21 protein-coding genes are annotated in these 22,980 nt (G+C 62.4%); all 21 read right to left on the bottom strand.

The annotated features are described in order from the left end of the window. Window positions 1–137 precede the first annotated feature (137 nt). Complete coding sequence (locus ACIPIJ_RS18105) at window positions 138–923, bottom strand: MetQ/NlpA family ABC transporter substrate-binding protein (protein WP_012312247.1); 786 nt, start codon at window positions 921–923, stop codon at window positions 138–140. 175 nt (window positions 924–1,098) lie between these two features. Further along, window positions 1,099–1,929: a sigma 54-interacting transcriptional regulator gene (locus ACIPIJ_RS18100; protein ID WP_401079149.1), complete on the bottom strand. Its 831-nt coding sequence runs from the start codon at window positions 1,927–1,929 to the stop codon at window positions 1,099–1,101. Window positions 1,930–1,993: 64 nt separating this feature from the next. Next, window positions 1,994–2,575 (bottom strand): alpha/beta hydrolase, encoded by a 582-nt coding sequence (locus ACIPIJ_RS18095; RefSeq protein ID WP_401079147.1) that lies wholly within the window; start codon window positions 2,573–2,575, stop codon window positions 1,994–1,996. A 189-nt stretch (window positions 2,576–2,764) separates the two neighbouring features. Next, window positions 2,765–3,166 carry an ExbD/TolR family protein gene (locus ACIPIJ_RS18090; protein ID WP_401079145.1) on the bottom strand — a complete coding sequence of 134 codons (402 nt, stop codon included), beginning with the start codon at window positions 3,164–3,166 and terminating at the stop codon, window positions 2,765–2,767. 1 nt (window position 3,167) lies between these two features. Continuing rightward, complete coding sequence (locus ACIPIJ_RS18085) at window positions 3,168–3,887, bottom strand: MotA/TolQ/ExbB proton channel family protein (RefSeq protein ID WP_401079143.1); 720 nt, start codon at window positions 3,885–3,887, stop codon at window positions 3,168–3,170. Window positions 3,888–3,930: 43 nt separating this feature from the next. Further along, window positions 3,931–4,725 carry an energy transducer TonB gene (locus ACIPIJ_RS18080; RefSeq protein ID WP_401079141.1) on the bottom strand — a complete coding sequence of 265 codons (795 nt, stop codon included), beginning with the start codon at window positions 4,723–4,725 and terminating at the stop codon, window positions 3,931–3,933. Between the two features lie 299 nt (window positions 4,726–5,024). Then, on the bottom strand, window positions 5,025–6,014 hold the full coding sequence (locus ACIPIJ_RS18075; RefSeq protein WP_008093195.1) for a sulfate/molybdate ABC transporter ATP-binding protein: 990 nt from the start codon (window positions 6,012–6,014) through the stop codon (window positions 5,025–5,027). A gap of 3 nt (window positions 6,015–6,017) precedes the next feature. Beyond that, a complete protein-coding gene (cysW, locus tag ACIPIJ_RS18070) occupies window positions 6,018–6,890 on the bottom strand; it encodes a sulfate ABC transporter permease subunit CysW (protein WP_401079139.1) in 873 nt (290 codons plus the stop codon). 13 nt (window positions 6,891–6,903) lie between these two features. Next, entirely contained in the window at window positions 6,904–7,722 is an 819-nt protein-coding gene (gene cysT, locus ACIPIJ_RS18065) for a sulfate ABC transporter permease subunit CysT (RefSeq protein ID WP_012274724.1), read from the bottom strand. A 101-nt stretch (window positions 7,723–7,823) separates the two neighbouring features. Further along, complete coding sequence (locus ACIPIJ_RS18060; RefSeq protein ID WP_401079137.1) at window positions 7,824–8,831, bottom strand: sulfate ABC transporter substrate-binding protein; 1,008 nt, start codon at window positions 8,829–8,831, stop codon at window positions 7,824–7,826. 48 nt (window positions 8,832–8,879) lie between these two features. After that, the gene (oscA, locus tag ACIPIJ_RS18055; protein ID WP_003248957.1) at window positions 8,880–9,062 is read right to left on the bottom strand and encodes a sulfur starvation response protein OscA; all 183 of its coding nucleotides are present in this window, start codon (window positions 9,060–9,062) and stop codon (window positions 8,880–8,882) included. 160 nt (window positions 9,063–9,222) lie between these two features. Beyond that, entirely contained in the window at window positions 9,223–12,288 is a 3,066-nt protein-coding gene (locus ACIPIJ_RS18050; protein WP_401079136.1) for an efflux RND transporter permease subunit, read from the bottom strand. Then, complete coding sequence (locus ACIPIJ_RS18045; protein ID WP_401079134.1) at window positions 12,285–13,352, bottom strand: efflux RND transporter periplasmic adaptor subunit; 1,068 nt, start codon at window positions 13,350–13,352, stop codon at window positions 12,285–12,287. The genes ACIPIJ_RS18050 and ACIPIJ_RS18045 overlap by 4 nt, the downstream gene beginning before the upstream one ends. After that, the gene (locus ACIPIJ_RS18040) at window positions 13,349–14,437 is read right to left on the bottom strand and encodes an efflux RND transporter periplasmic adaptor subunit (protein ID WP_401079132.1); all 1,089 of its coding nucleotides are present in this window, start codon (window positions 14,435–14,437) and stop codon (window positions 13,349–13,351) included. The genes ACIPIJ_RS18045 and ACIPIJ_RS18040 overlap by 4 nt, the downstream gene beginning before the upstream one ends. Window positions 14,438–14,641: 204 nt before the next feature. Further along, window positions 14,642–15,535: an ABC transporter permease subunit gene (locus ACIPIJ_RS18035; RefSeq protein ID WP_401079130.1), complete on the bottom strand. Its 894-nt coding sequence runs from the start codon at window positions 15,533–15,535 to the stop codon at window positions 14,642–14,644. Then, window positions 15,532–16,452, bottom strand: coding sequence for an ABC transporter permease subunit (locus tag ACIPIJ_RS18030; protein WP_401079128.1), 921 nt, complete (start codon window positions 16,450–16,452; stop codon window positions 15,532–15,534). Before ACIPIJ_RS18030 ends, ACIPIJ_RS18035 begins: the two co-directional genes overlap by 4 nt. Then, a complete protein-coding gene (gene potA, locus ACIPIJ_RS18025) occupies window positions 16,449–17,591 on the bottom strand; it encodes a polyamine ABC transporter ATP-binding protein (protein ID WP_401079126.1) in 1,143 nt (380 codons plus the stop codon). The genes ACIPIJ_RS18030 and potA overlap by 4 nt, the downstream gene beginning before the upstream one ends. A gap of 60 nt (window positions 17,592–17,651) precedes the next feature. Beyond that, window positions 17,652–18,746, bottom strand: a complete 1,095-nt coding sequence (locus tag ACIPIJ_RS18020) for a polyamine ABC transporter substrate-binding protein (RefSeq protein WP_401079124.1) — start codon at window positions 18,744–18,746, stop codon at window positions 17,652–17,654. 160 nt (window positions 18,747–18,906) lie between these two features. After that, entirely contained in the window at window positions 18,907–20,004 is a 1,098-nt protein-coding gene (locus tag ACIPIJ_RS18015) for a polyamine ABC transporter substrate-binding protein (RefSeq protein WP_401079122.1), read from the bottom strand. A gap of 169 nt (window positions 20,005–20,173) precedes the next feature. Beyond that, on the bottom strand, window positions 20,174–21,535 hold the full coding sequence (locus ACIPIJ_RS18010; protein ID WP_401079121.1) for an aspartate aminotransferase family protein: 1,362 nt from the start codon (window positions 21,533–21,535) through the stop codon (window positions 20,174–20,176). Window positions 21,536–21,584: 49 nt separating this feature from the next. Continuing rightward, a complete protein-coding gene (locus ACIPIJ_RS18005; RefSeq protein WP_401079119.1) occupies window positions 21,585–22,943 on the bottom strand; it encodes a glutamine synthetase family protein in 1,359 nt (452 codons plus the stop codon). Window positions 22,944–22,980: the final 37 nt, after the last annotated feature.

Raw genomic sequence — 22,980 nt, 5'->3', positions numbered from 1 at the left:
TACCTGAGCCGTTACCTGCAGTGGCCCCTTCGCGGGCTTGCCCGCGAAAAGGCCGGTAAAGCCGACCCTTCAATCACTCCCAGCCACAAACAAAAACGCCGACGCAAATGCGTCGGCGTTTTTCATACTGGGCCGGATCAGAACGCCGGCAGTACCGCACCGCTGTATTTCTTGGCGATGAATTCCTTCACCTCAGGGCTGGTCAGGGCCTTGGCCAGCTTCTGGATCGCTTCGCTGTTCTTGTTGTCCGGGCGGGCAACCAGGAAGTTCACGTACGGCGAGTCGCTACCCTCGATCACCAGTGCATCCTTGGCCGGGTTCAGGCCGGCTTCCAGCGCATAGTTGGTGTTGATCATGTCCAGGTCGACCTGGTCCAGGACGCGTGCCAGCATGGCCGATTCAAGCTCCTTGAACTTCAGGTTCTTCGGGTTCTCGGCGATGTCTTTCGGGGTGGCCAGCGCGTTCTTCGGGTCTTTCAGGGTGATCAGGCCAGCCTTCTGCAGCAGAATCAGGGCACGGCCGCTGTTGCTACCTTCGTTAGGAATGGCAACAGTGGCGCCGTCCTTCAGCTCTGACAAATTCTTGATCTTCTTCGAGTAACCACCAAACGGTTCGACGTGCACGCCGATCACGGTTTCCAGGTGGGTGCCTTTACCTTCATTGAAGCTCTTCAGGTACGGCAGGGTCTGGAAGTAGTTGGCGTCCAGGCGCTTCTGGTCGACCTGCACGTTTGGCTGTACATAGTCGGTGAAGACCTTGATCTGCAGGTCCACGCCCTCTTTGGCCAGGGTCGGTTTGATCAGCTCGAGGATTTCGGCGTGGGGTACCGGAGTGGCGGCAACCACCAGCTTCTCGGCGGCGGCAGCCAGGCCGGAGAACGACAGGGCGGCGGCCAGGGCGGTGGTCAGCAGGGTCTTCTTCATGGTGGTCCTTGTTCTGTTTCTGGCCATCGGCGATGGCGAAGTCGAGTGCCCAACCGTTTCATCAGTGGGCGTGAGGCGGAAGATACCGAGATTTTTTATTCCGCAACAATACCTTTTAATTAGCTGCTTATTCCAAAAACAAACTGCCATCAGCGACTTTGCTTATTAGCCACGTCTAGCGTGCGGGGTTTGGCAGGTCGAGGTCCTCTGGCAGGATCTCTTCGCTGTCATTCACCAGCAGGGCGAAGTGGATGATGTTCTCAAGCTCGCGGGTGTTGCCCGGCCAGGCGTGGGCCTCCAGCAGCTGCTGGGCCGCCTCGCTGATCAGCGGCACCGGGCGTTGCAGGCGGGCGGTGTAGATGCCCACGAAATACTCGGCCAGCGGCAGGATATCGCCGCGGCGCTCGCGCAACGGCGGCAGCTCCAGCGCGCCCTCGCGCAGATACTGGTACAAGCGCTCATTGAACCTGCCGGCCTTCACCACCCGCGCCAGGTCGATGCTGGTGGCGGCGACCAGGCGCACGTCCACCGGCTGCGGCTGCTGCGCGCCGACACGTGTCACTTCGCGGTTTTCCAGGGCGGCGAGCAACTTGCCCTGGATCTCCAGTGGCAAGTCGGCAATCTCATCCAGGTACAGCGTGCCGCCGTTGGCCGAGCCGAACCAGCCGGCGCGGCTGCTGGCGGTACCGCCGTGGGTACCGGCGCTGTAGCCGAACAGTTCGGCGTCGGCGTAGGTGTGGCTGATGGCCGCGCAGTTGACCGAAACGAACAGCCCGCCACGGTCACTGGCGCGGTGGATCTGCCGGGCCAGCAGCTCCTTGCCGGTGCCGGTCTCCCCACGGATCAGCACCGGCAGCGGTTGCGGCGCCAGGCGCTCCAGGGCCTGGCGCAACTGCTGCGAGCGTGGGTCGATGAACACCAGCGCCTTGGCACGAATGCTCAGCGGGCTCTTGTCCAGTTCAGGGAAGGTCAGCAGTGGCTGGCCAAATGGGTTTTGAAAGGTCATGACGAACTCCCGCCCCAGGCCTCCAGCGGCCGGGCGTCAGGCTAACGATAAACAGTAGGGCCGATCAGGCGCGGCGCAACGCGCGCTGCTCGACCCGGCTTTGCAGGCGGTACAGGTAAGCGAACCCCTGCTCCCAGCGTTCATGCCCGGATTTGACGTTGATATGCCCGGCGTTGCTCAGCAACCCCGCTTCGGCCCCCCAGGCCTGAGCCAGGTACAGCGCCCGCGGCACATTCACCGCCGGGTCGTTGTCGGAGCTGACCACCTGGCTGGGGAACGGCAATGCCTGCAGCGGGATCGGCGCGAAGTTGCGCAAGGCCGGCGAGCAGGTTGGCCGCTCGACGTCCGCCGGGGCCACCAGCAGTGCGCCACGCACGCGGCGCACCAGGGTCGGGCTGGCCTGTGCGGCCCAATGGGCGACGGTGATGCAGCCCAGGCTGTGGGCAATGAGAATCACCGGCGACGGTTGGGCGGCAATCGCCAGCTCCAACGCCTGCACCCAGTCCTCACGCAGCGGGGTCAGCCAGTCAAGCTGCTCGACCCTGGCGCTGTTGGGCAAGGTGCGCTGCCAGTGACTCTGCCAATGGTTGTCTGGCGATCCTTGCCAGCCCGGCACAATCAGGTAACGAATCGACTCATTGCGCATGGGGACGCCTCCGGTAAGTTTGCGTGCTTGCAGACAAGTATAGGGAGGGAGTTATATTCGTAAAGGAATAAGAAGCTATTTATTAATAACCAAATTTATTTCTTAGAGATTGGCTTTTCAGCAAAAAAAAGGGCCTACCCCTGCCAAGAGATACGGCCCATAAGCACTTGCCTGAAGCAGATTCGCCGGTCAGCGCGCGGTGATCACCGCCAGTTTGCTGATGCCAGCACGTTCGATTGCGGCCATGGCGCGTGCCACTTCGCCGTAGTTCACGCCATCGTCGGCCTGCAGTTGCACACGCACTTGCGCGTCCTTGGCCTTGGCGGCCTTGAGGTTGGTTTCCAGCAGGTCCGGCTGGATCTCGTCCTTGTTGATGAACAGCTTGCCGCCGCCATCGATGCTCACCACCAGCGGGTCCTTCTGCTCCACCGGGGCCACAGCCTCGGTCTTGGGCAGGTTGATGGGGATGGCGTTGGTCAGCAGGGGCGCGGTGACGATGAACACCACCAGCAGCACCAGCATGACGTCCACCAAGGGCGTGACGTTGATTTCACTGAGGACTTCGTCGTTGTCCTGGGTCGAAAAGGCCATATCAGGACGCCTCCTTCACCGGCTGGGTGAAACCGGCCTGGGCCTTTTGCACTGCAGGGTGCACCAGTACGCGGAAGGCACTCTTCTGCGCCAGGCTGTAGAAGTCGTGGGCGAAATCATCCAGGTCGGCGGCGGTCAGTTTGAGACGACGTAGGAAGTAGTTGTAGACCAGCACCGCCGGCACGGCGACGGCGATACCCACACCGGTGGCGACCAGCGCCGCGCCGATCGGGCCGGCCACGGTTTCCAGGCTGGCCGAGCCCGCCGCACTGATGCCCTTGAGGGCTTCCATGATGCCCCACACGGTGCCGAACAGGCCGATGAACGGCGAGGTGCTGCCGATACTGGCCACCACGGCCAGGCCGGTTTCCAGCGAGCGGCGCTCACGCACGATCTGCTGGCGCAGGGCGCGCTCCAAGCGGTCCTGGTGGTTGATCGCGTGGCTCAGGTCGTTGGCCTGCGCGTCGCCGACGGCAATCGCGGCGTAGCCGGACTGGGCCACACGGGCCGCCGGGCCTGGCAACTCATGGCTGATTTCCGCTGCCGAGTCCAGGCTCGAAGCTGCCCAGAATTGCTGGTGGAAGCGTTTGTCCTGGTTCTTCAGCCGCACGAACTGCACGACCTTGACCAGGGCCAGGCCCCAGGTGACGACAGAAAAACCGACCAGCAGCCAGATGACTGCGCTTTCAACGGACTCGAGGGGGGATGCCAACAGGCTCATGAGGGTGTCTTCCTATGTTCTGCGAATAATGGTCTGGCGAAAATCAACGAAGCTTGAAATCGATCGGCACGCTGACCCAGCCGGCCTGGGCCACATCGCCCTGCTTGGCGGGCACGAAGCTCCAGCGCTTGACCGCCGCCAGCGCGGCGGCATCGAGGGCATCGCGGCCGCTGCTCTTTTGCAGCTGGATCTGGCCCGGCTTGCCGTTGGGCAGGACCTCCACCCGAAGCAGCACGGTGCCTTCCCAGCCGCGGCGCTGGGCCATCTGCGGATACTCCGGCGCCGGGTTCTTCAGGTACGCGGCATTGGCCGAAGCCGGCGTGACCGGGGCCGGCGCGGGTGGCGCAGGCGGGGCCGGGGCAGCCACCGGCGCGGGCGCGGGCGGTGGAGCCTCGACCGGTTTTGGCTGTGGCTTGGGCGGTTGCTTGGCCACGGGCTTGGGTACTGGTTTTGGCTTCGGCTTGGGCTTGGCGGCCAGTTCATCGACGACCGGTGGCGGTGGCTCTACCACTGGCGGTGCCGGGGCGGGTGGTGGCGGCTCGACCACAGGCGGCGCGGGGGCGGCGAACTCGATGGTCATGGGCGGAATCTGTGGCGGTACCACCGGCAGCTCAGGCGTCGGCGCCTGGCTCACCCAGTACGCGGCGGCGCCGTGCAAGGCCAGCACCAGCAAAGCCAACGCCAGCTTGTCGCGGCGCTTGAGGCCGCTGACCGGGGTGCGTTGCAGGCGCAGCTGGCCCAGTGGCAGGCGAAGCGTCCGTCCAAGCTCGACCAGGTCACCCGGTGCCGGGCGCCATGGCTGGTCGTAGGCCCTGACGGCCGACTGGACATTACCCATTGATCAAACTCCTGGGGTTCTTGATTCAGGTGTGTGGCTGAATCATCGGGGCCAGAGGCTTATCCCTTAAAGTAATGTTTAAAATTAAAGTTAGATCTTTTGGGAATATAAGTTTTAAAGGGGTCCCGCTAGCCCGCGAGGTTCGCGGGGTCTGGCTCTAGGGTGTCCGCCTGATGCTTTGCAGGCATATGAAATATTCGTGCAAGGCATCGGAAAAATGCGAGGGCCGCGCAGCCCATCAATCTTGCAGGTACTAAAAAGCCCGGGACGAGGCCCGGGCTTTTCACACGTGAGGCGAATCAGATGTCCGCCACCTTCTGCCACACCTTCGGCCTGAAGAACAGCGTCTCGCCACGCGCGAGCCCGGTCAGGCTGTCGTGGTCCTTGACCACCTCGGCCTCGATCAACTCGCTCTGCCCTTCCACCTTCAAGGTCACCCGGGTCGTCGCACCCAGCGGGCGAATGTCACGCACTTCGGCGGCATGGTGCCCTTCGGTTTCATGCCGAGACAACGACACCTCGTGCGGACGAAACAGCACGTGGTGGCCTTCGCTCAGCGCCAGGCGGTTGGAGTCGCCCAGGAAGTGGTAGACGAAGTCGTTGGCCGGCTTCTCGTACACCTCACCGGGCGAGCCGATCTGCTCGATCACGCCTTTGTTCATCACGACGATGCGGTCCGCCACCTCCATGGCTTCTTCCTGGTCGTGGGTGACGAACACCGAGGTCAGGTTGATATCCTCGTGCAGCCGCGCCAACCAGCGGCGCAGCTCCTTGCGCACCTTGGCATCCAGCGCACCGAACGGCTCGTCGAGCAGCAGCACCTTGGGCTCCACCGCCAAGGCACGGGCCAGGGCGATACGCTGGCGCTGGCCACCGGAAAGCTGCTCGGGGTAGCGGTCGGACAGCCAGTCCAGCTGCACCATGTTCAGTAGCTCGTGGACCTTCTCGGCGATCTTGCTCTCGCTCGGGCGCTCGCCCTTGGGTTTCATGCGCAGGCCGAAGGCGACGTTGTCGAACACGCTCATGTGGCGGAACAACGCATAGTGCTGGAACACGAACCCGACGTTACGGTCACGCACATCGTGGCCAGACACATCCTCGCCATGGAACACGATACTGCCGTCATCCGGCGTTTCCAGGCCGGCGATGATGCGCAGCAGCGTGGTCTTGCCACAGCCGGACGGGCCGAGCAGGGCTACCAGCTCACCGCTGTGGATATCCAGGTTGATGTTGTCCAGAGCCTGGAAGCTGTTGAAGCGCTTGCTGACGTTACGAACTTCAATCGACATGAATCATTCCTCCGCGGCGCTATGGCGCAGGCGGTTAATACGGTTCTCGCTCCACTGCTTGAGCAGCAGGATGAAGAGCGCCAGGATCAGCAACAGGCTGGCCACGCTGAAGGCCGCGACATGGTTGTACTCGTTGTAGAGGATCTCCACGTGCAGCGGCAAGGTATTGGTGACGCCACGGATATGGCCCGACACCACCGACACCGCGCCGAACTCGCCCATGGCCCGGGCGGTACACAGCACCACGCCATAAATCAGACCCCACTTGATGTTCGGCAGGGTCACATGCCAGAACATCTGCCAGCCGTTGGCACCGAGCAGGCGCGCGGCTTCTTCTTCCTGGGTGCCCTGCTCCTGCATCAGCGGGATCAGTTCACGGGCAACGAAGGGCACCGTGACGAAGATGGTCGCCAGGACGATACCCGGCAGGGCGAAGACGATCTGGATGTCGTGGTCCTGCAGCCAAGGCCCGAACAAACCCTGGGCGCCGAACATCAGCACGTAGACCAGGCCGGCGATCACCGGCGACACCGAGAACGGCAGGTCGATCAGGGTGACCAGCACACTCTTGCCACGGAAGGTGTACTTGCTCACGCACCAGGCGGCGCTGACACCGAACACCAGGTTCAGCGGTACCGAAATGACCACCGCCAGCAAGGTCAGCTTGAGCGCGGACAGCGCATCAGGCTCGAAGATTGCCTCGAAGAACGTACCGAAGCCGTTCTTCAATGCTTGCGACACCACGATCACCAGCGGCAGCAAAAGGAACAGCGCAAACACCAGCCAGCCAAGGCCGATCAGGATGCGCCGCGAGGTGGCACTGCCACGCCGTGCGGCATTGGCGGCAGCGGTGGCGCTCAGGGTTGAACTGGACATGACCGGGCCTCCTTCAAGGGGTTTCGATACGGCGCTGCAGCAGGTTGATCAGCAGCAGCAGGATGAAGGAAACCACCAGCATCAGCACGCCGATGGCGGTCGCGCCGGTGTAGTCGTACTGATCGAGCTTGACCATGATCAGCAGCGGCAGGATCTCGGTCTTCATCGGCATGTTGCCGGCGATGAAGATCACCGAACCATACTCGCCGACGCCACGGGCAAAGGCCAGGGCGAAGCCGGTGAGCCAGGCCGGCAGCAGGGCCGGTGCCAGGATGTGGCGGAACACCTGCAGCGGTTTCGCGCCCAGGCAGGCGGCGGCCTCTTCGACTTCACGCGGGATGTCCGCCAGCACCGGCTGCACCGTACGCACCACGAACGGCAGGGTGACGAACGTCAGTGCCAAGGTGATACCGAGCGGCGTGTAGGCGATCTTGAAGCCCAGGTCGGTGGCGAACTGGCCCACCCAACCTGCCGGGGCATACAGGGCCGTCAGGGCGATACCGGCAACGGCCGTCGGCAGGGCGAAAGGCAGGTCAATCATCGCATCGATGATCTTGCGCCCGGGGAAGGTATAGCGCACCAGCACCCAGGCCAGCAGGGTGCCGATCACGCCGTTGATGATGGCGGCGAACAGCGCGGTGCCGAAACTCAGCTTCAGCGCGGCGATCACTCGCGGCGCGCTGATGATGTTCCAGAACTGCTCCCAGGTGAGCTGCGATGCATGAATGAACATGGCCGCCAGCGGTATCAGCACAATCAGGCTGAGGTACACCAAGGTGTAGCCCAGCGTCAGCCCGAAGCCGGGTATGACGGGGGAAATGCGACGTGACATAAATATCCCTGGTTGAACGCACGAAGCCCGGAATCAATCCCGGGCCGGTGCAAGTCTCTGAATCCCGGGGCTGCTGCGCAGCCCCGCTTTTCCTTGGCCAGTTACTGTGCCTGGTAGATCTGGTCGAACACACCGCCGTCGTTGAAGAACTTGGGTTGTGCAGTCTTCCAGCCACCGAAGTCCTTGTCGATGGTTACCAAATCCAGTTTCGGGAATTGCTTGCCGAATTCGGCAGCGACCTTCGCGTCACGTGGGCGGTAGAAGTTTTCGGCGGCGATTTTCTGGCCAGCCGGGCTGTACAGGTGCTTGAGGTATTCCTCGGCAATCTGCTCGTTGCCCTTCTTCTGAGCGTTCTTGTCGACCACGGCCACTGGCGGCTCGGCGAGGATCGACAGCGAAGGCACGACGATTTCGAACTTGTCGGCGCCGCCGTCTTCCTTCAATGCCAGGAAGGCTTCGTTTTCCCAGGCCAGCAGCACATCGCCCTGGCCGTTGTTGACGAAGGTGATGGTCGAGCCACGGGCACCGGTATCCAGTACCGGCACGTGCTTGAACAGCTCTTGCACGTAAGCCTTGGCCTTGTCTTCGCTGCCGCCTTGCTTCAGGCCGTAGGCCCAGGCGGCGAGGAAGTTCCAGCGGGCGCCGCCGGAGGTTTTAGGGTTCGGGGTAATGACCGAAACGTCCTTCTTGATCAGGTCGCCCCAGTCCTTGATGCCTTTCGGGTTGCCTTTGCGCACCAGGAACACGATGGTCGAGGTGTACGGGGTGCTGGCGTCCGGCAGGCGTGTCTGCCAGTTGTCCGGCAGGGTCTTGCCGAGCTTGGCGATTTCGTCGATGTCGCCAGCCAGGGCCAGGGTCACCACATCGGCGCGCAGGCCGTCGATCACGGCACGGCCTTGCTTGCCCGAGCCACCGTGGGATTGCTGGATCTTCACCTTGTCATCCGGGTGAGCCTGCTGCCAATGCTTGATGAATTCGGCGTTGTACTGTTGATACAGCTCACGGGTCGGGTCATAGGACACGTTCAGCAGTTCGTAGTCCTTGGCGATTGCGGAACCGGCAAAAACGGCACTGGCCAGGGCGGCGAGCGCATAACGGCGGATGGACATGGTGAAGCTCCCGATTGGCATTTTTCTAGTTTTGAAGGTGGTGCGGTATCAGCCGGGCTTGTTGCCAGGCTGTTGCAGGCGGAACTTCTCCTTGCGCTCGATCTGTACGACCTGAGCGTTGTGCACGGTAATCTCCACCGCACCGAAACGCAGATCGCGCAGGGCGCTCTGGATCTCACGCAGAATGGTGGCTTCGTCCTGACCGTCGATGCTACGCAGAGATGCACTCATGCTCGTTCTCCTGTGAGTGAGGTGCCGGGCAGAGTTTGAAGGGGATTTGCGCCTGGCTTGAGAGCAATAGTAGTGAGGCGCGGATATTCTTAAAAATACTGTTTAAGAATGTTTATATAACCGTTTTAAAAGGCGGGCATGACGCCCGCCCTCTCAGGAATCAATGTGCAGTTTTTTCGCTGTGTTCTGGCTCGCGGATCTTGTACCAGGCCACATACAGCGCCGGCAGGAACAACAGCGTCAGCAGCGTTGCACTGATGATGCCGCCGATCATGGCGTAGGCCATCGGCCCCCAGAACACTTCGCGGGCAATCGGGATCATGCCCAGGCTGGCCGCCGCCGCCGTCAGCAGGATCGGCCGGCGCCGGTGGTTGGTGGCTTCCACCACGGCATTCCACGGCGAGTACCCCTGGGCCTCGAACTCGTCGATCTGAGTTACCAGGATCACCGAGTTACGAATGATGATACCGGCCAGCGCGAGAATGCCGAGGATCGCCACGAAACCCATGGGGGTGCCCGTGGGTAACAGCGCCAGCACCACGCCAATCAGCCCCAACGGCGCCACGCTGACCACCAGGAACAGCTTCTGCGTGCTGTGCAGCTGGATCATCAAGAAGGTCGCCATGAGGAACAGCATCAGTGGAATAACCTTCGCGATCGGGCCTTGCGCCTTCGCACTCTCCTCCACCGTACCGCCGGTAGCCACGTCGTAACCGACCGGCAACTGGCTAGCGAATTCGTCGATCTTCGGCTTGAGCTGCGCCACCAGGTCGGTGGGCTGGATTTCGCCAACCACCGAGGCCTTGATGGTGATGGTCGGCTTGCGGTCGCGGCGCCACACCAGTGGCTGTTCCAGCTCATAGCGCACGGTGGCGAAGGCCAGCAGCGGTATCGAGGTGCCGCTGGGGGTGACGATCTGCAGGTTCTGCAGCGTGTCCGGCGAGCCCCGCTCACTGTCCACGGCGCGGGCGATCACATCCACTAGGTAGATGTTGTCGTTGACTTCGGTCACCGGCGCGCCGCTGACGATGCTGTTCATCACGTTGGCCACGTCTTCGGACGACAGCCCCAGCTGGCGCGCCTTGTCCTGGGCTATTTCGATGCGCAACACCTTACCGGGCTCGTTCCAGTCGTAGATCATTTCGCCAATGTGCTCGTTGGCATCGAGCAGCGAGGCCAGGTCGATTGCGTGCTTGCGCACCTGGTCGATGTCCTTGCCACTGACCCGGTACTGCATCGGCCTGCCCACGGGGGGACCCATTTCCAGTGACTGCACGTTGGTGCCGATGCCGACGAACTCTTCGTGCAGCAATTTTTGCAGGCGCGCCATCATGCCTGCGCGCTCCTCGAAGCCCTTGCTGACGATCACCAGCTGGGCGTAGTACGGGTTCTGCAGCTGCTGGTCCAGGGGCAGGTAGAAGCGGACCGCACCCTGGCCGATGTAGGTGCTCCAACGCACCAGGTCCGGGTCGTCCTTGATCTTTGCCTCCAGGCGATCGACCACCTTGCGCGTTTCCTCGATCGAGGCGTTTTGCGGCAGGTTGAGGTCGACGAGGATTTCCGGGCGGTCGGACGACGGGAAGAACTGGTTCTGCACGAAACGCATGCTGAACAGCGACAAGGCGAACAACAGGATGGTGCCGATGATGGTCAGCCAGCGGTTGCGCATGCACCACAGCAGCCCACCTTCGAACGCCCGCCCGACCCGGCCCGGTTCGGCCTCGTGGGCCTTGAGCTTGTCGGCTTTGAGGATGTGCACACCGAGCACCGGTGCGAAGAACACCGCCACCACCCACGACACGATCAGCGCCACGGCGATGACTGCGAACAGGGTGTAGGTGTACTCACCGGCAGAGCTGGCGTTGAGGCCGATGGGCACGAAACCGGCCACGGTCACCAGGGTGCCGGTGAGCATGGGGAATGCGGTCGAGGTATAGGCGAAGGTCGCCGCCTGCTCCTTGCTCTCGCCCATCTCCAGGCGTGTGACCATCACCTCCACGGTGATCATCGCATCATCCACCAGCAGCCCCAGCGCGATGATCAGCGCGCCCAGCGAGATCCGCTGCATGGTGATGCCGCTGTACTCCATGAACACGAAGACCATCGCCAGTACCAGCGGGATCGAACAGGCCACCACGAACCCGGCCCGTACGCCCAGGCTGACGAAACTCACCGCCAGCACGATCACCACGGCCTCGAACAGTGCACTGGTGAAGCCGCCGACCGCCTCCTTCACCACCACGGCCTGGTCGGACACCGTGTGCACGCCCACGCCCACCGGGAGGTCGTTGATCACGCTGTCCATCTTCTTTTTCAGCGCCGCGCCGAACACCTGCATATTGCCGCCGGCTTTCATGCCGATGGCCAAGCCAATGGCAGTCTGGCCGTTGTAACGGAACATTGGCGAAGGCGGGTCGACGTAACCGCGCTCGATATCGGCAATATCGGCCAGGCGGAAGAAGCGGTCATTAATGCGCAGGTTGACGGTCTGCAGGTCCTTCTCCGAGGCGAACTGCCCGGTGGTACGGACCGAAATGCGCTCGGGCCCTGCCTCGATCACACCGGCGGGGGTCACGGCGTTCTGTTGTTGCAGGGCCTGCATGACCTGGCGCTGGTCGATGCCCAGGGCAGCCAGTTTGCGGGTGGAGAACTTCAGGTAAAGCACCTCGTCCTGGGTGCCGATCAACTCGACCTTGCCAATATTGGGCACTTCGCGCACTTCGGCCCGGGCCTGCTCGACATAGTCACGCAACTGGCGCAGCGTCAGGCCGTCGGCGGTGAAGGCATAGATGGAGCCGAACACGTCACCGAATTCGTCGTTGAACCCTGGGCCCTGGATGCCTTGGGGAAATTCACCGCGGATGTCCTGGATCTTCTTGCGAACCTGGTACCAGATTTGCGGGATGTCCGCGGCCTTGGTGGTGTCGCGCAGGTAGACGTAGACGGTGGACTCGCCAGGGCGGGTGTAGCTTTTGGTGTAGTCGAGCGAGTCGAGCTCTTCGAGCTTCTTCTCAATGCGGTCGGTGACCTGGTACAGCGTTTCGTCCTGGGTCGCGCCCGGCCAACGGGTCTGGATCACCATGGTCTTGATGGTGAAGGACGGGTCTTCCTCACGGCCCAGGTTGAAGTAGGAAAAAATCCCCATCAGCAACCCGACGAACATCAGGTACCAGACGAACGACTGATGGCGCAGTGCCCATTCGGAGAGGTTGAAGCTTCCTTTCATTGCGCGTCCTCGTCGAATGTAACTTTCTGGCCGGGCTTGAGGCTGTTCACGCCAGCAGTGACCACCCGCTCGCCAGGTTGCACGCCGGACGCCAGCACGATGCTGTCGGCGGTGCGCTCTAGCAGCGCCACGTCACGGGTGGCGACGGTTTTCTGCTGCGGGTCGATCACCCACACCTGGGTCTTGCCGTCGCGCTCGAGCAATGCGCTCAACGGCAATTCGCTGCGCGGGGTAACCGCCGACGTCAGGGTCACGCTGATGGCGGTGCCCAGGTGGAAAGCGTCCGGGGTGCTGGCCAGGGTCAGGCGGGCGCGCCGGGTGCGCGTGGTGGCGTCGGCCTGGGGCTCCAGTTCGCGCAGGGTGGCGGTGGTGTTGATGCTGTTGTCGAGTTGCGAGGCGACGGTGAACGTGAGGTTCTTGGCCAACGCTTCGGCAATACCGATGGGCAGGTCGATCACGGCTTCCTTGACGTCGGGGCGCGCGAGTGTGACCACGGCCTGGCCGGCGGTGACCGTCTGCCCCGCTTCGGCCTGCCAGGCGGTGATCACCGCCGCATGGTCGCTGCGCAGGGTGCTGTAGTCGAGCTGGTCGCGCGCCTGGCTGACCGCCGAGCGGGCTTGTTCCAGGCTGGCACCGGTGGTTTTCAGGTCGGTCTGGGCGATGTCCAGCTGGGCTTGGGCACCGACACCGCGGTCGTACAGCTGCTGCTGGCGGCGGGCGTTGGCCTGGGCATTGATCCATTGCGCCTGGATCTTGGCCAGGTCGCCTTCGGCGGCGCGCAGTTGGTTTTGCTGGTCGGTCGGGTCGAGGGTGGCCAGGGTGTCGCCGGGCTTCACTTGGGCGCCGACGTCCAGCCAACGCCGGGCAATGCGCCCGGATACCCGGAAGCCCAAGGTACTTTCGAAGCGCGCCTGGATGCTGCCGGCGAAGCGGCCCAGTTGCGATTGCGCCTGGGCTTCGACCAAGGTCGAGAGCACCGGGCGCACGGCCTCGGGCTGCTGCTCTTCACCGCCACAGGCGGTCAACAACAGGCCGGCCGCGCACATCAGCAGTAATCGGTTCATGGCGCGCCGCCTCCATCCTTGGCATCGACTTTTTCGACCTGCATGCCCGGATGCAACAACTGGCCACCACTGACCACCACCGTCTCCCCGCCCTTGATGCCCTGGGCGATGACCACTTTGCCGGTGAGGTAGCGAGTGACCTGGACCTTGCGCAACTCGACCTTGTCGCCCTCGCCCACCACCCACACTGCCGGTTCGTGCATGGCCTTGGTCAGGGCTGCCCAAGGCAATTCGATGCTCGGCCGGCCCTGGGCATTGGCCGTGGCGGTCACTGGCGACCCCAACTGCATGGCGGGCGGCACATTGCGCAGGGCCACCTTGACCTGCACCGTGCCACTCTGCGCCGACACCGTCGGGGTCACTTCACGGACAAAGCCTTGGGCCTGGACCTTGGGGTTGTCGAGCAGGCTGACGATCACCCCGGCATCGCTGGGCGGCGCCACCAGCAGCGACTCGTAGACGTTGAACACCGCATCGCGGTCGCCATCGCGGGCCAGGCTGAAGATCGGCATGGTCGCCTGCACCACCTGGCCGACCTCGGCCTGGCGTTCGGTGATCACGCCGTCGGCCTCGGACACCAGCGCGGTATAACTGAGCTGCTCATTGGCGTTGGCCAACTGCGCTTGGGCGGCTTTCAGCGCGCTCTGGTTGCTGCGCAGCGCAGCCTCGGCGGAGTCGTACTCGCTCTGGCTGGTATAGCCCTTGGGCAACAGTTTCTGCTGGCGAACGAAGGCCGCGGCAGTCTGCGTCACCCGCGCCTGGGCGGCGAACACCTCGGCCCTGGCCGAGGCGACGTTGTTCTGCAGATCTTTGGGGTCCAGCCGTGCGAGCACCTGGTTAGCCTTGACGTGGTCGCCCACATCGACGCTCCGCGAGATGATCTTGCCGCCCACGCGGAACGACAGGTCGGTCTGTACCCGCGCCTGCACGTCGCCGGTCAGGGTGACCCTGGCCGCGAAATCGGTGGGTTGCACCTTCAGCACGCCGACCCGGGGCAAGACCTCGGGGGTTTCTTCCTTGCTGCAGCCGGTGAGCATGCCCAGCAGCCCCAGGCATACGACCAACAGTGGACGCGTCACCCTCATGCAGGCTCCTAGCTTGCGCGCAAATGATTCGTGGGATGCGACTGTTAGCGTAGATCAGGGTTCAGAAAAAACACTGACAGGGGTCAGTTGGGCGGTTATGACGTGCATGCGGCATCTTCGCGGGCAAGCCCGCTCCCACAGGATTGGACACAGTTGAGAACCGTGGTGTCCCTGTGGGAGCGGGTTTACCCGCGAAAGGGCCCGTCAGGCCGACGCGGCAGCTGCCGTCGGGCGTTTGATCTGCGGCTGCGATACGTTGGCCGCCGCACCCTCTTCGATCGCCTGCTGGATCGCCTTGCGGCGACGCTCTTCGGCACGGCGGCTGAAGAACCAGACGAAGAAGGTCACCAGCGACACCGACAGCAGGATCAGGCTGGCCACAGCGTTGATCTCTGGCTTGACGCCCAGGCGCACCGCCGAGAACACTTCCATCGGCAAGGTGGTCGAGCCAGGGCCGGAGACGAAGCTGGCGAGTACCAGGTCATCGAGCGACAAGGCGAACGACATCATGCCGCCCGCCGCCAGCGATGGCGCGATCATCGGGATGGTGATCAGGAAGAACACCTTCCACGGCTTGGCGCCCAGGTCCATGGCCGCCTCTTCGATAGACAGGTCCAGCTCACGCAACCGCGCCGACACCACTACCGCCACATAGGCCGCGCAGAACGTGGTGTGGGCGATCCAGATGGTGACGATGCCGCGCTCCTGCGGCCAGCCGATCATCTGCGCCATGGCCACGAACAGCAGCAACAGCGACAGGCCGGTAATCACCTCGGGCATCACCAGCGGCGCGGTGACCAGGCCACCGAACAGTGTGCGGCCCTTGAAGCGAGTGACCCGGGTCAGCACGAAGGCCGCCAGGGTACCCAGCGCCACTGCGGCCACCGCCGTGTAGCAGGCGATCTCCAGCGAGCGCATCACCGAACCCATCAGCTGGGTGTTGTCGAGCAGGCCGACGTACCACTTGATCGACCAACCACCCCACACCGTCACCAGCTTGGAGGCGTTGAAGGAGTAGATCACCAGGATCAGCATCGGCAGGTAGATGAACAGCAAGCCGAACACCAGCATCAGCTTGGAGAAACTGAAGCGTTTCATGCGCGGCCCTCCATTTCTTTGGCCTGGCTGCGGTTGAACAGCAGGATCGGCACGATCAGGATCGCCAGCATCACCACCGCCAGGGCAGATGCCACCGGCCAGTCGCGGTTGTTGAAGAATTCCTGCCACAGCACTTTACCGATCATGAGGGTTTCCGGGCCGCCCAGCAGCTCAGGAATCACGAACTCGCCCACCACCGGGATGAACACCAGCATGCAGCCGGCGATGATGCCGTTCTTCGACAGCGGCACGGTGATTTTCCAGAAGCTGTTGAAGGTGCTTGAACCCAGGTCCGATGCAGCCTCCAGCAGGCTCTGGTCATGCTTCACCAGGTTGGCGAACAACGGCAGGATCATGAACGGCAGGTACGAATAGACCACGCCGATATACACCGCCAGGTTGGTGTTGAGGATCTGCAGCGGCTGGTCGATCAGCCCTGTCCACATCAGGAAGCCATTGAGCAGGCCGTTGTTGCTGAGAATGCCCATCCAGGCATAGACGCGGATCAGGATCGCGGTCCATGTCGGCATCATGATCAGCAACAGCAGGACCGTCTGGGACTCCTTCTTGGCGTTAGCGATGGCGTAGGCCATCGGGTAGCCGATCAGCAGGCACAGCAAGGTGCTGAAGAAGGCCATCTTCAACGACCCCAGGTAGGCCGAGATGTACAGCTCATCCTCGGTCAACAGGCCGTAGTTGGCCAGGTTGAGCACCAACTGGATCTTGTCTTCGACGTAGGTGTAGATCTCGGTATACGGCGGGATCGCCACGTCGGCTTCGGCAAAGCTGATCTTCAAGACGATGAAGAACGGCAGCATGAAGAACAGGAACAGCCAGATGAACGGCACGCCGATCACCAGGTGCCGCCCCTCCGGGACCAGGCGCTGGAAGGCTCGCTTGAGCTTGCGCAGTTTCATGACCGCAGTACCACGCCGCTGTCGTCTTCCCACCACACGTACACTTCATCGCCCCAGGTCGGGCGTGTGCCCTGGCGCTCGGCGTTGGCGACGAACGACTGCACCAGCTTGCCGCTCGGCAGCTCGACGTAGAACACCGAGTGGCCACCCAGGTAGGCGATGTCGTGGACCTTGCCGCGCGACCAGTTGTGCTCGAACTCAGGCTGCTTGGTGGTCACCAGCAACTTCTCCGGGCGCAGGGCGTAGGTGATGTGCTTGTCTTCGACCGAGGTGGTGATGCCATGGCCGACGTAGATCTTGCGCTCCAGCTCCGGGCTGGCAATGATCGCGTGGCCTTCGGCGTCGTCGACCACTTCACCCTCGAACAGGTTGACGTTGCCGATGAACTCGCACACCAGGCGGCTGGTCGGCGTCTCGTAGATATCCACAGGCGAACCGATCTGGGCAATCCAGCCCAGGTGCATGATGGCGATGCGCTGGGCCATGGTCATGGCCTCTTCCTGGTCGTGGGTCACCATTACGCAGGTTACCCCCACGCGCTCGATGATCTCGACCAGCTCCAGCTGCATCTGCGAACGCAGTTTTTTGTCCAGCGCGCCCATCGGCTCGTCGAGCAACAGCAGCTTGGGGCGCTTTGCCAATGAGCGGGCGAGGGCCACGCGCTGGCGCTGGCCACCGGACAGCTGGTGCGGCTTACGCTTGGCGTACTGGGTCATGTGCACCAGCTTGAGCATCTCGGCCACGCGGGCGTCGATATCGGCCTTGGGCAGCTTGTCCTGCTGCAGGCCGAAAGCGATGTTCTGCGCCACGGTCATGTGCGGGAACAGCGCGTAGGACTGGAACATCATGTTGATCGGCCGTTCGTAGGGCGGCATGTCGGTGATGTCGACGCCATCGAGCAGGATCCGTCCTTCGGTAGGGCGCTCGAAGCCGGCCAGCATGCGCAGCAAGGTCGACTTGCCAGAACCGGAGCCACCCAGCAGGGCGAAAATCTCGCCCTTGCGGATTTCCAGCGAGACATCGTCAACGGCGATGGTTTCGTCGAACTTTTTCGTGACCCGGTCGATCTTGACCAGCACCTGCTTGGGTTGCTGGCCACCCTCGAGGGCTTTCTTATAGGCACCGGAGGCAACTGCCATGAGTGAAACTCCCAACAAGATTTGTGTGCCCGCCGCGGCGTTTGCGGCGGGCCTGGATTGTTACTTGCCCGACTTGACCTTGGTCCAGCTGCGGGTCATCAAACGTTGCACCTTGGGTGGCAACTCACTGTTGACGAACATCTTGTCCAGCACTTCCTGCGGTGGGTAAACCGCGGCGTCAGTCCTCACGGCCTGGTCCATCAGGTCGCCAGCCTTGGGGTTCGGGTTGGCGTAACCGACGTAATCACTGACCTGGGCGATAACCTCAGGCTTCAGCAAATAGTTGATGAAAGCGTGCGCCTCTTTGACGTTCTTGGCGTCCGCGGGGATCGCCAGCACGTCGAACCAGAGGTTGCCGCCTTCCTTGGGAATCGCGTAGGCCAGGTTCACGCCTTTCTTCGCTTCTTCAGCGCGGGCCTTGGCCTGGAACACATCGCCGGAGAAACCTGCCGCGACGCAAATGTCGCCGTTGGCCAGGTCGGTGATGTACTTGGACGAGTGGAAGTAGGTCACGTACGGGCGCACGGCCAGCAGCTTCTGCTCGGCCTTTGCATAGTCCTTGGGGTCGGTGCTGTTGGGGTTCAGCCCCATATAGTTGAGCACCGCCGGCAGCATCTCGTCAGCCGAGTCGAGGAAGGCCACACCGCACTTGGAGAGCTTCTTCATGTTCTCGGGCTCGAACAGCACGGCCCAGGAGTCGATGGCGTCCACGCCCAGTGCTGCCTTGACCTTGTCAACGTTGTAGCCGATGCCGTTGGTGCCCCATAGGTAAGGCACGGCGTAAAGGTTGCCCGGGTCGTTCTTTTCCAGGCGCTTCATCAGCGCCGGGTCGAGGTTGGAATAATTGGGCAGCAGGTTTCTGTCGAGCTTCTGGAAGGCGCCCGCCTTGATCTGCTTGCCGAGGAAATGGTTGGACGGCACCACCACGTCATAGCCGGTGTTGCCGGCCAGCAGCTTGCCTTCCAGGGTTTCATTGGAGTCGAAAACGTCCTGCACGGGTTTGACCCCCGTGGCCTTTTCGAAGTCCGCCAATGTGGTCGGGCCGATGTAGTCGGACCAGTTGTACAAATGCACCGTAGGCGCCGCTTGGACGCTGCATGCCAGCGTCAGGCCCGCTCCAGCCATCAAGGCTTTGCGTAATACAGAAATAGACAAGTGGGTGGTCCTCACAATCAGTGCCTTGGTAACGGCGCAGCGCTGCCGCGCAGGCAAAACCGGCGCGCAACTTACCTTCGCAGCCTCGATGCCGCAATCATCAATTGCCATTCACTGGCTCTGGGCCGGAAAACCCCGGCCCAGAGGTGCTGCAACAGGCTTACTTGCCCGACTTGATCTTGGTCCAGCTGCGGGTGATGTCGCGCTGGGCGGCCTTCTCTGGCGCCTTGATGGCGTACAGTTGCGCCTTCACTTCGTCAGATGGGTAGATGGCCGGGTCGCTGGTGATGTCCTTGTCCACGAACTCGGTGGCGGCCTTGTTGCCGTTCGGGAAACGCACGGCATTGGTAATGCCGGCCATCACTTTCGGCTGCAGCAGGTATTCCATGAACTTGTAGGCCGCGTCGACGTTCTCGGCGTCTTTCGGAATGGCGACCATGTCATAGAAGGTGCCGGCACCTTCCTTCGGAATCACATAGCTCAGCTTGACCTTGTCGCCAGCCTCGTGGGCACGGGCCTTGGACTGCTCCAGGTCACCCGAGTAACCCACCGCCACACAGATGTTGCCGTTGGCGAGGTCGGAGATGTACTTGGAGGAGTGGAAGTAGGTGATCGACGGACGAATCTTCAGGAACAGATCTTCCGCAGCTTTCAGGTCTTCTTTCTTGGTGCTGTCGCTCGGCTTGCCCAGGAAGTGCAGCGCAGCCGGGATCATCTCGGTCGGTGCATCGAGGAAGCTCACGCCGCAGCTTTTGAGTTTTTCGATGTTCTCAGGCTTGAACACGACGTCCCACGAGTCGATCTTGTCGATGCCCAGCGCGGCCTTGACCTTCTCAGGGTTGTAGCCGATGCCGATGGAGCCCCACATGTAGGGGAAGGCATATTTGTTACCGGGGTCGCTGGCGTCGCCCACCGCCTTGAGCAGGGCAGGGTCGAGGTTCTTCCAGCTTGCCAGCTTGGAGCGGTCCAGCTCTTGGTAGACGCCGGCCTTGATCTGCTTGGCCAGGAAGTTGTTGGACGGCACGACGATGTCATAGCCGGACTTGCCTGCCAGCAGCTTGGCTTCGAGGGTTTCGTTGCTGTCGAAGACGTCGTAGACCACCTTGATGCCCGTCTCTTTCTCGAAGTTGGCCACGGTGTCCGGGGCGATGTAGTCAGACCAGTTGTAGACGTGCAGCACCTTGTCATCAGCCTGAACAGCGGTCGCCATGGCACCCATCAGGGCGGCGGCCAGCAACGTCTTGCCCATTTTTTTCATGCGTCATGCTCCAGAATTTTTATTTAGCCATCTGTTCAGCAGCCAGGACCTACGGTGCAGAGCGCCGGGCGACTGGAACAGCCGCTAGTCTGGCAAGTTACAAGGCGCTGTTTCAAGGAAAGCAGCCCCTTGTAACGACTTAATGTCACTTCGCTAGCCTAGCAGGTGCTCACTTGATCGCTTCGTAGGTGAGGTCCAGGCATTTGCGCGCCTTTTCCACCAGCTCGTCGACCTCTGCATGGCTGATCACCAGCGGCGGCGCGATGATCATGGTGTCGCCCACCGCACGCATGATCAGGCCGTTTTCGAAGCAGAAGTTGCGGCACACCATGCCCACACCTTTGCCTTCGTAACGGCTGCGGGTGGCCTTGTCCTTGACCAGCTCGATCGCGCCAAGCAGGCCCAGGCCGCGTACCTCGCCCACCAACGGGTGGTCCTGCAGCTCACGCAGACGTTTTTGCAAGTAGGGTGCCACTTCCGTGCGGGCCTTCTCGACGACCTTCTCGTCGCGCAGGATGCGCAGGTTTTCCAGGCCAACAGCGGCCGCCACCGGGTGACCGGAATAGGTGAAGCCGTGGTTGAAGTCGCCGCCTTCGCTGAGCACCTGGGCCACCTTGTCACGCACGATCACACCGCCCATGGGGATGTAACCGGAGGTAAGGCCCTTGGCGATGGTCATCAGGTCGGGCTTGAGGTCGTAGTAGTCGGAGCCGAACCACTCGCCGGTACGGCCGAAGCCGCAGATCACTTCGTCGGCGACGAACAGGATGTCGTACTTGGCGAGGACCTCTTTAACCTTCGGCCAGTAGGTTTGCGGCGGGATGATCACGCCGCCAGCACCCTGGATCGGCTCGGCGATGAAGGCGGCGACGTTGTCTTCGCCAACCTCCAGGATCTTCTTCTCCAGCTGTTCGGCCGCCCACACGCCGAAATCGTCGGGGCTCATGTCGCCGCCGTCACCGAACCAGTACGGCTGCGGGATGTGCACGATGCCCGGGATCGGCAGGCCGCCCTGCTCGTGCATGCCGCTCATGCCGCCCAGGCACGCACCCGCGAAGGTGGAGCCGTGGTAGCCGTTGATGCGGCCAATCATGGTCTGCTTGTGGGGTTTACCCTTGAGCGCCCAGTAATGGCGAACCATGCGAAGCACAGTGTCGTTGCCTTCGGAGCCGGAGCCGGTGAAGAACACATGGGTCATGCCCTCGGGCGCCACATCGGTGATGGCCTTGGCCAGCTCCAGTGCAGGCGGGTGGGCCGTCTGGAAGAACAGGTTGTAGTACGGCAGCTCGCGCATCTGCTTTTCGGCAGCCTGCACCAGCTCTTCACGGCCATAACCGACCGCCACGCACCACAGGCCGGCCATGCCGTCGAGGATCTTGTTGCCCTCGCTGTCCCACAAATGCACGCCCTGCGCCTTGGTGATGATGCGCGGCCCCTTCTCCTTCAGCTGCTTGTAGTCACTGAAAGGTGCAAGGTGGTGCTCGCCGCTCAGGGTTTGCCATTCACGGGTTTGCGGGTTTTTGACGCTCATGTGCTTCTCCAGGGTCCGCAGGCCGCCGGTGGGCGGCCTCAGGGGTTGATCACACAGCAAACAGCAGGAACTCACGCTCCCAGGAGCTGATGACTCGCTTGAAGTTCTCATGCTCGGCGCGTTTGGTGGCGACGTAGCCGGCGATGAATTTCTTGCCCAGGTACTGGGTCAGCGCGCGGCTGACTTCCATGCGTTCCAGGGCATCTTCGATGGTCAGCGGCAGGCGCAGGTTGCGCCGTTCGTAGCCACGGCCCTGGACCGGCGCGCTGGCGGCGATGCCTTCGACCATGCCGATATAGCCGCACAGCAGGCTGGCGGCGATGGCCAGGTACGGGTTGGCATCGGCGCCCGGCAGGCGGTTTTCGACGCGGCGGTTCTGCGGGCCGGCATCCGGCACGCGCAGGCCGACGGTGCGGTTCTCCTCGCCCCATTCCACGTTCACTGGCGCCGAGGTGTCGGGCAGGAAGCGGCGGAACGAGTTGACGTTGGGCGCGAACAGCGGCAGCGCTTCGGGGATGAACTTCTGCAGGCCGCCAATGTGGTTGAGGAACAGTTCGCTCATGCTGCCGTCTTCATTGCTGAAGATGTTCTTGCCGGTGACCGCATCCACCACGCTCTGGTGCAGGTGCATGGCGCTGCCCGGCTCGCCGGTCATCGGCTTGGCCATGAAGGTGGCCGCCACGTTGTGCTTGAGCGCCGCCTCACGCATGGTGCGTTTGAACACCAGGATCTGGTCGGCCAGGTGCAGGGCATTGCCGTGACGGAAGTTGATTTCCATCTGCGCCGTGCCGTCTTCGTGGATCAGCGTGTCGAGGTCCAGCTGCTGCAGTTCGCACCAGTCATAGACGTCTTCGAACAGCGGGTCGAATTCGTTGGCGGCCTCGATGGAGAACGACTGACGGCCGGTTTCCGGGCGGCCCGAACGACCTACCGGCGGTTGCAACGGGAAGTCCGGGTCTTCGCTGCGCTTGGTCAGGTAGAACTCCATCTCCGGCGCGACAATCGGCTGCCAGCCCTTGTCGGCGTAGAGCTTGAGGACTTTCTTCAGGACGTTGCGCGGCGACAGCTCGACCGGGTTGCCCAGCTTGTCGTAGGTGTCGTGGATGACCTGCGCGGTCGGCTCGATGGCCCACGGCACGAGGAACACGGCGTTCTCGTCAGGGCGGCAGATCATGTCGATGTCGGCCGGGTCGAGCAGTTCGTAATAGATGTCGTCATCGACGTAATCGCCGGTCACGGTCTGCAGCAACACGCTCTCGGGCAGGCGCATGCCTTTTTCGGCGATGAATTTGTTGGTCGGCGAGATCTTGCCGCGAGTGATGCCGGTCAAGTCGCTGATCAGGCATTCGACTTCGGTGATCTTGTGCTCTTTCAACCAATCGGTGAGCTGGTCGAGGTTGTTACTCATAGATACCTCAGGAGGTAATGTGGTCCGCGCATTGATT

Source organism: Pseudomonas sp. NPDC087185, from assembly GCF_044744955.1.
GTDB lineage: Bacteria > Pseudomonadota > Gammaproteobacteria > Pseudomonadales > Pseudomonadaceae > Aquipseudomonas.
Note: the sequence above shows the minus strand (reverse complement) of the source record. Positions and strands in the feature narration are given on the sequence as shown.